The 10,304-nt window shown below is 64.0% G+C and carries 11 protein-coding genes and 1 pseudogene; 11 read left to right on the forward strand and 1 reads right to left on the reverse strand.

What is annotated here, in order from left to right; genetic code table 11:
* Positions 1–98 precede the first annotated feature (98 nt).
* The 3 genes from ACF8EF_RS22815 (at position 99) to ACF8EF_RS22825 (ending at position 2,564) form a co-directional block, all read left to right on the forward strand.
* Positions 99–722 carry a glutathione S-transferase gene (locus tag ACF8EF_RS22815; RefSeq protein WP_392462088.1) on the forward strand — a complete coding sequence of 208 codons (624 nt, stop codon included), beginning with the start codon at positions 99–101 and terminating at the stop codon, positions 720–722.
* 133 nt (positions 723–855) lie between these two features.
* Positions 856–1,788 carry an ABC transporter ATP-binding protein gene (locus tag ACF8EF_RS22820; protein ID WP_176685446.1) on the forward strand — a complete coding sequence of 311 codons (933 nt, stop codon included), beginning with the start codon at positions 856–858 and terminating at the stop codon, positions 1,786–1,788.
* Positions 1,785–2,564, forward strand: coding sequence for an ABC transporter permease (locus ACF8EF_RS22825; RefSeq protein WP_003247128.1), 780 nt, complete (start codon positions 1,785–1,787; stop codon positions 2,562–2,564). Before ACF8EF_RS22820 ends, ACF8EF_RS22825 begins: the two co-directional genes overlap by 4 nt.
* A gap of 9 nt (positions 2,565–2,573) precedes the next feature.
* On the opposite strand, the pseudogene ACF8EF_RS22830 reads toward ACF8EF_RS22825, so the two are convergent.
* A pseudogene (locus tag ACF8EF_RS22830) lies at positions 2,574–3,080 on the reverse strand (DUF2062 domain-containing protein); the annotation flags it as partial.
* 142 nt (positions 3,081–3,222) lie between these two features.
* Between ACF8EF_RS22830 and ACF8EF_RS22835 the strand changes: the two are divergent.
* The 8 genes from ACF8EF_RS22835 to murB all read left to right on the forward strand — a co-directional run bounded on the left by ACF8EF_RS22835 (position 3,223) and on the right by murB (position 10,133).
* Entirely contained in the window at positions 3,223–5,439 is a 2,217-nt protein-coding gene (locus tag ACF8EF_RS22835) for a DNA internalization-related competence protein ComEC/Rec2 (protein ID WP_176685448.1), read from the forward strand.
* A 155-nt stretch (positions 5,440–5,594) separates the two neighbouring features.
* A complete protein-coding gene (locus ACF8EF_RS22840) occupies positions 5,595–6,230 on the forward strand; it encodes a MotA/TolQ/ExbB proton channel family protein (RefSeq protein ID WP_176685449.1) in 636 nt (211 codons plus the stop codon).
* Positions 6,227–6,661 (forward strand): biopolymer transporter ExbD, encoded by a 435-nt coding sequence (locus ACF8EF_RS22845; RefSeq protein ID WP_176685450.1) that lies wholly within the window; start codon positions 6,227–6,229, stop codon positions 6,659–6,661. Before ACF8EF_RS22840 ends, ACF8EF_RS22845 begins: the two co-directional genes overlap by 4 nt.
* On the forward strand, positions 6,661–7,662 hold the full coding sequence (lpxK, locus tag ACF8EF_RS22850) for a tetraacyldisaccharide 4'-kinase (protein WP_392462090.1): 1,002 nt from the start codon (positions 6,661–6,663) through the stop codon (positions 7,660–7,662). The genes ACF8EF_RS22845 and lpxK overlap by 1 nt, the downstream gene beginning before the upstream one ends.
* A gap of 44 nt (positions 7,663–7,706) precedes the next feature.
* A complete protein-coding gene (locus tag ACF8EF_RS22855) occupies positions 7,707–7,892 on the forward strand; it encodes a Trm112 family protein (RefSeq protein WP_003247142.1) in 186 nt (61 codons plus the stop codon).
* The gene (kdsB, locus tag ACF8EF_RS22860; RefSeq protein WP_176685452.1) at positions 7,889–8,653 is read left to right on the forward strand and encodes a 3-deoxy-manno-octulosonate cytidylyltransferase; all 765 of its coding nucleotides are present in this window, start codon (positions 7,889–7,891) and stop codon (positions 8,651–8,653) included. The genes ACF8EF_RS22855 and kdsB overlap by 4 nt, the downstream gene beginning before the upstream one ends.
* Positions 8,653–9,117 (forward strand): low molecular weight protein-tyrosine-phosphatase, encoded by a 465-nt coding sequence (locus ACF8EF_RS22865; RefSeq protein ID WP_176685453.1) that lies wholly within the window; start codon positions 8,653–8,655, stop codon positions 9,115–9,117. Before kdsB ends, ACF8EF_RS22865 begins: the two co-directional genes overlap by 1 nt.
* Complete coding sequence (gene murB / locus ACF8EF_RS22870; protein WP_176685454.1) at positions 9,114–10,133, forward strand: UDP-N-acetylmuramate dehydrogenase; 1,020 nt, start codon at positions 9,114–9,116, stop codon at positions 10,131–10,133. Before ACF8EF_RS22865 ends, murB begins: the two co-directional genes overlap by 4 nt.
* The last annotated feature ends 171 nt before the right edge of the window (positions 10,134–10,304 follow it).

Genomic DNA, 10,304 nt, shown 5'->3' on the forward strand with positions numbered 1-10,304 from the left:
TCACCGAGCGATGTAGGGGCTTGCCCGCGAAGAGGCCCGTACAGGCGGCGAAGGTCTGGAGTAGACTGTGCCACCTCCGCACTCAAAAGGATGTTGCCATGCTGAAGATCTGGGGCCGCAAGAATTCGAGCAATGTGCGCAAGGCGCTGTGGATCGCCCACGAGCTGGGCCTGGACTTCGAATCCATCGACGCCGGCGGCGCCTTCGGCGTGGTCAACGAGCCGTACTACCGCGCCCGCAACCCCAACGGGCTGGTGCCGATGCTGGAAGACGGCGACCTGACCTTGTGGGAATCCAACACCATCGTCCGCTACCTGTGCGCGGAGTACGGCACGGAGCAGGGCTGGTATCTGGCAGACCCACGCCAGCGCGCCCTGGCCGACAAGTGGATGGACTGGACCACATCGTCCTTCGCTACCCCATTCCGGCCCCTGTTCTGGGGCCTGCTGCGCACGCCGGAAGACCAACGCGACTGGGTGGCGATCAACGCCGCGCACAAGCAATGCGCGCAATTACTGGCCATTGCCGACCAAACCCTGGCCAATCAGCCGTACTTGTCCGGTGACCAGATCGGTATGGGCGACATCCCACTGGGTAGCTTCATCTATGCCTGGTACGAACTGCCCATCGAGCGCCCGGACATGTACCACCTTCAAGCCTGGTATGAACGCCTGAAGCAACGCCCGGCCTACCAGGCCGCAGTGATGACCGCGCTCACTTGAACCCGCTTCGATAGTCATTATCAATAGATGTGACTGTACTTGTGCAGCCTGGCCTTGCACCATGGCTGCACTCACTGCGCCAGTGACTTTACCTGGCGTGTCCTGCACCTTTTTCTTCGGTAAGTGACCCGCTATGAGTTCCGCCCTGTCCATCCGACAGCTGACCAAGACCTACGGCAATGGCTTTCAGGCCCTCAAAGGCATCGACCTCGATGTTGCCGAAGGCGACTTCTTCGCCTTGCTCGGCCCCAACGGCGCCGGTAAATCCACCACCATCGGCATTCTCTCGACCCTGGTGAACAAGACCAGCGGCACAGTGAACGTGTTCGGTCACGACCTGGACCGCGAGCCCTCCGCGCTCAAGCGTTGCCTGGGTGTGGTGCCGCAAGAGTTCAACTTCAACCAGTTCGAAAAGACCTTCGACATCGTCGTGACCCAGGCCGGGTACTACGGCATCCCGCCCAAGCTGGCCAAGGAGCGCGCCGAGCAGTACCTGACCCAGCTGGGCCTGTGGGACAAACGTGATGTGCAGTCGCGTTCGTTGTCCGGTGGCATGAAGCGCCGCCTGATGATTGCCCGTGCATTGATCCACGAACCGCGCCTGCTGATCCTGGACGAACCCACCGCCGGGGTGGATATCGAGCTGCGCCGCTCGATGTGGAGTTTCCTCACCGAGCTGAACCAGAAGGGCATCACCATCATCCTCACCACCCACTACCTGGAAGAGGCTGAGCAACTGTGTCGTAACATCGGCATCATCGATCATGGCACCATCGTCGAGAACACCAGCATGCGCCAGTTGCTGGGCAAGCTGCATGTCGAAACCTTCGTGCTCGACCTCAAGCAGGACCTGGTCGCGGCCCCGGTACTGCAGGGCTACCCGTGCCGGCTGCTGACCCCGCATACCCTGGAAGTGCAGGTGGAGAAGGACATCGGTATCACCGCGCTGTTCGGCCAGCTGGCGCTGCAGAACATCGAAGTGCAGAGCCTGCGCAACAAGACCAACCGACTCGAGGAGCTGTTCGTGTCCCTGGTGGAAAAAAACCTGTCGAAGGTGGCCGTATGAGTGTGGAACTGCGCACCAACTGGGTCGCCCTGAACACCATAGTCTACCGCGAAGTGCGGCGCTTCCTGCGCATCTGGCCGCAAACGTTGCTGCCGCCAGCGATCACCATGGTCCTGTACTTCGTCATCTTCGGTAACCTGATTGGCCGGCAGATCGGCGACATGGGTGGCTTCACCTACATGCAGTACATCGTCCCGGGGCTGATCATGATGTCGGTGATCACCAACTCCTACGGCAACGTGGTGTCGAGCTTTTTCGGCAGCAAGTTTCAGCGTTCGATCGAGGAACTGATGGTGTCGCCGGTATCGCCGCACACCATTCTCGTGGGCTATGTGCTGGGTGGGGTGCTGCGTGGTTTGGCGGTGGGTGTGATCGTGACCATCCTGTCGATGTTCTTCACCGACCTGCAGGTACACCACCTGGGCGTGACCGTGGTGGTTGTGCTGCTGACGGCCACCATCTTTTCGCTGCTTGGCTTCGTCAACGCAGTGTTTGCACGCAACTTCGACGACATATCGATCATCCCGACCTTCGTGCTGACGCCGCTGACCTACCTGGGCGGGGTGTTCTACTCGATCAACCTGCTCCCGCCGTTCTGGCAGACCGTGTCGTTGGCCAACCCGGTGCTGCACATGGTCAACTCGTTCCGCTACGGCATTCTAGGGGTGTCGGATATCAGCATTGGCACGGCGATCACCTTCATGCTGGTGGCCACTGCGGTGCTCTACGTTGTTTGCGTTCGCTTGCTGGTCAGCGGCCGCGGCATGCGTGCCTGAAGCCTTGCACCGGCATTGGCGACGACGCCACTGCCGGCCCACCCACGAGCGCCAATAGAGCATGGTGGTGAAGTAGCCAAGGATGCCCAGCACTACGCCGCATACCACCGAACCGAGCAGGAAGGGTTGCCACAGCGTGGCCAGCTGGTCGGTGATCCACTCGAAGGTCAGCTCGTCGGGCAGGGTGCGCGGCGGGATCTGCATCAGCCAGGCACCGGCCATGTAGGTCACGAAGAACACCGGTGGCATGGTCAGCGGGTTGGTCAGCCACACCAGGCTGATGGCGATCGGCAGGTTGCCGCGCACCGGGATTGCCAGGGCTGCGGCCAGTAGCATCTGCATGGGAACGGGAATAAGCGCCGCGAACAGGCCCACACCCATGGCCCTCGCCACCGAATGGCGGTTCAGGTGCCAGAGGTTGGGATCATGCAGCAACTTGCCGAAAAAACGTAAGGACTTGTGTTCCCGAATGCTGGTCGGGTCCGGCATGTAGCGTTTGAAAAGTCGGCGCGGCATGTAGGCTCCCGGAGCGTTGACCCTGGCAGTATGCCCTTAATCCTGCTCGGCCTCGTTTAGAGTTTGTGACAATTGTTGAGCGAGCGTTGCCGGCGATTGGGCTATGCCTCAGAAGGTGATTTGCCTTCTGGAGCTCTACCTCATGCGCACAGGGATGTTTGCGCTCGCGCTCGGGCTGTTGTGCCTGGGCTTTCTTCCCGCATTGCCATCGGTCGGATGGTTGATAACCCTGGCAGCCTGCGCTGTCGGCAGCCTGTTTACCCGCGTCTGGCCGTTGGGCTGGTTTCTGCTGGGCTTGTGTTGGGCGTGCGGGTCTGCTCAGCAGGCCCTTGATGATCGTCTGGCTGCCGGCCTGGAGGGGCGCACCTTGTGGCTGGAAGGGCGGGTAGTCGGCTTGCCGGCACGCACTGCACACGGTGTGCGTTTCGAGCTGGAAGCGCCACGCTCGCGGCGGGCCGAACTGCCTCAGCGTTTGCAACTGAGCTGGTTCGACGGCCCGCCGCTGCGGGCGGGCGAGCAGTGGCGGCTGGCCGTGACCTTGCAGCGCCCGGACGGGCTGCTGAACCCGCATGGGCCTGACCGGGAAGCGCAGTTGCTGGCGCGACGGGTAGGCGCTACTGGTACGGTCAAGGCGGGGCAGTTGCTGGCGCCAGTCGCCGGTGGTTGGCGCGATGCGCTGCGTCAGCGCTTGCTGATGGTCGAAGCCAATGGCCGGCAGGCAGCGTTGGTGGCACTGGTGCTTGGCGATGGTGCGGGCATGGCCCGGGAGGATTGGCAGACGTTGCAGGCCACCGGCACGGTGCACCTGTTGGTGATCTCTGGCCAGCACATCGGCCTGGTCGCCGGTTTGCTCTATGGCCTGGTCGCCGGGCTGGCGCGTTGGGGGCTATGGCCGGCAAGGCTACCGTGGTTACCCTGGGCCTGCGGCCTGGCCATGGCCGCAGCGCTGGCCTACGGGTGGTTGGCTGGCGGTGGGGTGCCAGTGCAGCGGGCCTGCCTGATGCTGGCCGTGGTGCTGCTCTGGCGTCTGCGCTTTCGCCACCTTGGCGCGTTTTTCCCGTTGCTGCTTGCACTGGTCGCCGTGCTTGTCTTCGAGCCGCTGGCGGCGCTGTTGCCGGGGTTCTGGCTGTCGTTCGCCGCCGTGGCCACGCTCATCTACTGCTTCAGTGCCCGGTTGGGTGGTTGGCGGCCCTGGCAGGCCTGGACGCGTGCGCAATGGGTGATCGCCATTGGCTTGCTGCCGGTGTTGCTGGCCACGGGCTTGCCGGTGAGCCTGAGTGCGCCGCTGGCCAACCTTGTGGCGGTGCCGTGGGTCAGCCTGGCAGTCTTGCCGTTGGCGTTGCTGGGCACGCTGATGCTGCCGCTGGCGGGCGTTGGCGAGGTGTTGCTCTGGCTGGCAGGTGGCCTGCTGGATGTGCTGTTCCGCGGGCTGGCGCTGGTGGCGCAGCAGCGCCCGGCATGGGGGGCGCCGGCCCTGCCGTTGTGGGCCTGGTTGCTGGTGTGTCTGGGTTCTCTATTGGTTTTGCTGCCTCGTGGTGTGCCGCTGCGCGGGTTGGGAGGGGTGATGCTGCTGGCGCTGTGGGTGCCCAGGGAGTCGGTACCGATCGGCCAGGCCGAGGTCTGGCAGCTGGATGTCGGCCAGGGGCTGGCGGTGCTGTTGCGTACCCGGCATCACAGCCTGCTCTACGATGCCGGACCGGCAAGGGGGGAAAGCGACTTGGGGGAACGCGTGGTACTGCCGACCTTGCGCAAGCTGGGGGTGGGCGGCCTGGATGTGATGGTGATCAGCCATGCGCATGCCGACCATGCGGGCGGTGCCGGGGCCATTCAGCGTGGTTTGCCGATCGAGCGGACAATCGGTGGGGAAGCGCTGGTTGATGTTCCGTTGCAGCCTTGTGCCAGTGGCGAGCAATGGGACTGGGATGGCGTGCGCTTTTCACTGTGGCGCTGGGTGGACGGGCAAAGCAGCAATGATCGTTCCTGTGTGCTGTTGGTCGAGGCGCAGGGCGAGCGCTTGCTGCTGGCGGGAGATATGGAGGCCGCTGCCGAACGGGCCTGGCTGGCGGACACTGAAGTGCCGCGTATCGACTGGCTGCAGGCGCCGCATCATGGCAGCCGCAGTTCGTCCACCGAGGCGTTCGTCCGGGCTACCGCACCGCGCGGGGTATTGATTTCGCGGGGGCGCAACAACAGCTTCGGGCACCCGCACGTGCAGGTGGTCGAGCGGTATAAGCGGCATGGGGTGGTGATGCATGATACGGCAGTGGAGGGGGCATTGCGGTTGGTGTTGGGGCGGCATGGGGAGGTTGAGGGTGTGCGCCGACAGCGGCGATTCTGGCGTGATGTGGGTGGTGGCTGATCTGGCCCTTTCGCGGGTAAACCCGCTGCCACAGGTACTGCACGGCCCAGAGGGCCGATCCGGTAGCCCGACAGCCTAATTCCCTGACCTCCGGCAGATGAGCCCTCGGCGCGCCTATGGTAGAGTGGCGGCCTTTTTCCGAAGGGGCGTTTATTGTGTGGGAATTGGTCAAGTCCGGTGGTTGGATGATGCTGCCGATCATTCTGAGCTCCATCGCTGCCATGGCTATCGTCGTCGAACGCCTGTGGACCTTGCGCGCCAGTCGCGTCACCCCGCCGCACCTGCTGGGCCAGGTGTGGATTTGGATCAAGGACAAGCAACTGACCAGTGACAAGCTCAAGGCCCTGCGTGCCGATTCGCCACTGGGTGAAATCCTCGCGGCGGGCCTGGCCAATTCGCGTCACGGTCGGGAGATCATGAAAGAGTGCATCGAGGAGGCCGCCTCGCGCGTCATCCACGAACTGGAACGCTACATCAGCACCCTCGGCACCATCGCCGCCATGGCGCCTCTGCTGGGCCTGCTGGGCACCGTGCTGGGCATGATCGACATTTTCAGCGCCTTCATGGGCTCGCAGATGACCGCCAACGCCGCCGTGCTGGCCAGTGGTATCTCCAAGGCCCTTGTCACCACTGCGGCTGGCCTGATGGTCGGTATCCCGGCAGTGTTCTTCCACCGTTTCCTGCTGCGCCGCATCGATGAACTGGTGATCGGCATGGAGCAGGAGGCGATCAAGCTGGTGGAAGTGATCCAGGGTGACCGTGAAGTGGAAGTGGCCGGAGGCAAGGCGTGAAGTTCCGGCGCAATCGCCAGCGGGAGAACGTCGACATCAACCTGGCGTCGCTGATCGACGTGGTATTCGTCCTGCTGCTGTTCTTCGTGGTTACCACCACCTTCACCCGCGAAACGCAACTCCGCGTCGAGCTGCCCGAAGCCACCAGTGCCGAGCGGGCGCCGGCTGACCCGGGCAAACTGGTGGAAATCACCATCAGCGCCGAAGGCGTGTATTCGGTGAACAACCACCTGCTCCCCAAAAGCGACCTGGCCACCCTGAGCGAGGCCATAGAGCGCGAGTCGGGCGGCGACAACAAGTTGCCGCTGGCCATCAGCGCCGACGGCAAGACCCCGCATCAGGCTGTGGTCACCGCAATGGATGCTGCCGGCAAGCTCGGTTTCAGCCAGTTGCGCATGACCACCGTCGAGGCGGCCCAGGGCACGCCTTGATGGCTTTCGCCGACCGCTTGCTCGCCGCCTGGTACGCCGGGCATCCGGCGCTGGTGCTGCTGCGTCCGCTGGAGGCCCTGTATCGCCGCGTGGTCACGCGCAAGCGGGCACGGTTTCTAAGGGGGGACAGTGCCAGCTACCGGGCACCGGTACCGGTCATTGTGGTGGGCAACATCACCGTCGGTGGCACCGGCAAGACGCCGATGATCCTCTGGCTGATCGAACACTGTCGCCAGCAGGGGCTGAAGGTGGGTGTGGTCAGCCGCGGTTATGGTGCCAAGCCTCCACAGCTGCCCTGGCGGGTGCAGGCCGATCAGGCGGCCGATCAGGCGGGCGACGAGCCGCTGCTGATCGTGCAACGCACCGGCGTGCCACTGATGATCGACCCCGATCGCTCCCGTGCCGTGCAGGCATTGCTGGCAAGCGAACCCCTAGACCTGATCCTGTGCGACGACGGTATGCAGCATTACCGCCTGGCCCGTGACCTGGAACTGGTGCTGATCGACGCTGCCCGCGGCCTGGGCAATGGCCGCTGCCTGCCGGCGGGGCCCTTGCGTGAGCCGGCCGACCGCTTGCGTGAGGCTGACGCGGTGCTGTTCAACGGCGCCAGCGAAGACCGCACCGATGGTTTCGGTTTCTGCCTGCAGCCGTCCGCCCTGGTCAACGTGCGCAGTGGCGAGCGCCGTGCGCTCGACCATTTCCCCGCCGGCCAGCGCCTGCATGCGGTGGCCGGAATCGGCAACCCGCAACGTTTCTTCAACACCCTGCTGGGGCTAAACTGGCAGCCGGTGCCGCATCCCTTCGCCGACCATGCGCAGTTCAGTGCCCGGAGCCTGGCTTTCAGCCCGCCACTGCCGCTGGTCATGACCGAGAAGGACGCGGTGAAATGCCGGGCCTTTGCCGCTGACGACTGGTGGTACCTGGCCGTCGAAGCCCAGCCTACGCCGGCTTTCAGCACCTGGCTCGACAGCCAGTTGCAACGCTTGTTGCGCAAACCCTGAGCCCGTTTTCAATTTCCGGCCACCTGGCCTAAAGGAAGCCTCCAATGGACACCAAACTGCTCGATATCCTGGCCTGCCCGATCACCAAGGGCCCGCTCAAGTTGAGCGCCGACAAGACCGAGCTGATCAGCAAAGGCGCTGGCCTGGCCTACCCGATTCGCGACGGTATCCCGGTCATGCTGGAAAGCGAGGCACGCACCCTGACCGACGACGAGCGTCTTGACAAATGAGCCTGGAATTTACGGTAGTAATCCCCGCCCGGCTGCGCTCCACCCGCCTGCCAGGCAAACCGCTGCTGCTGATTGCCGGCAAGCCGATGGTGCAACATGTGTGGGAGCAGGCCCGCAAGAGCGGTGCCAGCCGTGTGGTCATCGCCACCGACGACACCAGCATCCTCGAAGCCTGCCAGGCCTTCGGCGCCGAAGTGCTGATGACCCGTGCCGATCATGAATCGGGCACTGACCGCCTGGCCGAAGTGGCCGCGTACCTCGGCTTGCCGGCTGACGCCATCGTGGTCAACGTGCAGGGCGACGAACCGCTGATCCCACCGGTGATCATCGACCAGGTGGCGGCCAACCTGGCTGCGCATCCGGAAGCGGGCATCGCCACCTTGGCCGAGCCGATCCATGAGCCGGAAACCGTGTTCAACCCTAACGCGGTCAAGGTAGTGAGTGACAAGAATGGCCTGGCCCTGACGTTCAGCCGAGCGCCGCTGCCCTGGGGCCGCGATACCTTTGCCAAGGGCCGCGACGTGCTGCCGGAAGGGGTGCCATATCGCCGCCATATTGGCATGTACGCCTACCGTGTCGGCTTCCTGCACGACTTCGTCAGTTGGGGCCCATGCTGGCTTGAGCAGGCTGAAGCGCTGGAGCAACTGCGTGCCCTGTGGCACGGCGTACGCATTCACATCGAGGACGCCATCGAGGCGCCTGCCGTGGGCGTAGACACCCCGGAGGATCTGGAGCGCGTACGGCGCTTGCTGGAGGCCTGATGCGCGTCCTGTTCGTGTGCCTGGGCAACATCTGCCGCTCGCCAACTGCCGAAGGCGTGCTGCGCCATCAATTGCATGTCGCCGGGCTCGCCGACAAGGTGCAGGTGGCTTCTGCCGGCACCGGCGATTGGCATGTCGGCAAGGCGCCAGACAGCCGCACCTGCAAGGCGGCGCTGGCGCGTGGTTACGACCTGTCGCAGCAACGCGCCCAACAGGTCAAGGCATCGCACTTCGCCGAATACGACCTGGTGTTGGCCATGGATGAGCACAACCTGCGCGATCTGCGGGCCCTGCGCCCGTCCACGGCAGTGGGTGAACTCGACCTGTTCCTGCGCCGCTACGGTGCAGCCCTGGATGAAGTGCCAGACCCTTACTATGGTGGCGCCGACGGCTTCGAGCAGGTGCTGGATCTGGTGGAGGCGGCTTGCCAGGCGCTGGTACTGGAAATCAAGGGGCGTCTATGACAGTGCAGTGGCAGGAGCAGGTATCGCTCAAGCCTTACAATACCTTCGGCATCGACGTGAAGGCGCGCTATTTCAGCCAGGTGCAGGACGACCAGCAGGTGCGTCAGGCGCTGGGCCAGGCACAGCAAAGGGGCCTGCCGGTACTGGTGATCGGGGGTGGCAGCAACCTGCTGCTGACCCGCGATATCGATGCACTGGTGCTGCACATGGCCAGCCGCGGTCGGCGTGTGCTCAATGACGATGGCGAGCGTATCGTGGTCGAAGCCGAGGCCGGTGAACCATGGCACGCGTTTGTGCAGTGGGCGCTGGCGCAGGGCTATTGCGGGCTGGAGAACCTCAGTCTGATCCCCGGCACCGTCGGGGCTGCGCCGATGCAGAACGTGGGCGCATACGGGGTGGAGATCAAGGACGTATTCGCCGGGCTGACAGCCCTGGACCGTGAGACGGGCGAGCTGCGGGACTTCAGTTTGGCAGAATGTGCTTTCGCCTATCGCGACAGCCTTTTCAAGCGCAACCCCGGCCGCTGGTTGATCCTGCGTGTGCGCTTTGCCTTGACCCGCACCCTGCACGCTCATCTGGATTACGGCCCGGTGCGCCAACGCCTGTCTGAGCAGGGTGTTACCGAGCTGACCGCGCAAGCGATCAGTGATGCAATCTGCAGCATTCGCCGCGAGAAGCTGCCAGACCCGGCAGAGCTTGGCAATGCCGGGAGCTTCTTCAAGAACCCGGTGGTAACGGCTGATCGGGTCGAGCGTATTCGTGCGCAGTATCCCGGCGTCGTGGCATACCCCCAGGCTGATGGTCAGGTGAAACTGGCGGCGGGCTGGTTGATCGAGCAGGCGGGCTGGAAGGGCCATCGTGAGGGTGATGCTGGCGTGCATCGCTTGCAGTCGCTGGTGCTGGTCAACTATGGGCAGGCGAGCGGGGCGCAGATGCATGCGCTGGCGCGGAAGATTCAGGCGGACATCTTCGAGCGGTTTGGGGTTGAGCTGGAGATGGAGCCTAATCTTTACTGATTTGCCGGCTGTGAACCCCCGTAGGAGCGGGTTTACCCGCGAAAGGGCCGGGCCTGGTGGCCAATTTCCACCTGCCGTTCACCGTTGCCGCCGCCACCGTATTCGCGGGTAAACCCGCTCCTACACCGGATTGGTGGTGGACACAGGTCGGTGGTTGGGCACAGGCCGTCG

Source organism: Pseudomonas sp. zjy_15, from assembly GCF_043101865.1.
In the GTDB taxonomy this organism is placed as follows: Bacteria; Pseudomonadota; Gammaproteobacteria; order Pseudomonadales; family Pseudomonadaceae; genus Aquipseudomonas; species Aquipseudomonas putida_Y.

Coding starts and splice junctions, on each gene's coding strand:
- ACF8EF_RS22835 (WP_176685448.1), top strand. CDS start 3,223: ATGCGCACAGGGATGTTTGCGCTCGCGCTCGGGCTGTTGTGCCTGGGC.
- kdsB (WP_176685452.1), top strand. CDS start 7,889: ATGAGCCTGGAATTTACGGTAGTAATCCCCGCCCGGCTGCGCTCCACC.
- ACF8EF_RS22820 (WP_176685446.1), top strand. CDS start 856: ATGAGTTCCGCCCTGTCCATCCGACAGCTGACCAAGACCTACGGCAAT.
- lpxK (WP_392462090.1), top strand. CDS start 6,661: ATGGCTTTCGCCGACCGCTTGCTCGCCGCCTGGTACGCCGGGCATCCG.
- ACF8EF_RS22825 (WP_003247128.1), top strand. CDS start 1,785: ATGAGTGTGGAACTGCGCACCAACTGGGTCGCCCTGAACACCATAGTC.
- ACF8EF_RS22865 (WP_176685453.1), top strand. CDS start 8,653: ATGCGCGTCCTGTTCGTGTGCCTGGGCAACATCTGCCGCTCGCCAACT.
- murB (WP_176685454.1), top strand. CDS start 9,114: ATGACAGTGCAGTGGCAGGAGCAGGTATCGCTCAAGCCTTACAATACC.
- ACF8EF_RS22815 (WP_392462088.1), top strand. CDS start 99: ATGCTGAAGATCTGGGGCCGCAAGAATTCGAGCAATGTGCGCAAGGCG.
- ACF8EF_RS22855 (WP_003247142.1), top strand. CDS start 7,707: ATGGACACCAAACTGCTCGATATCCTGGCCTGCCCGATCACCAAGGGC.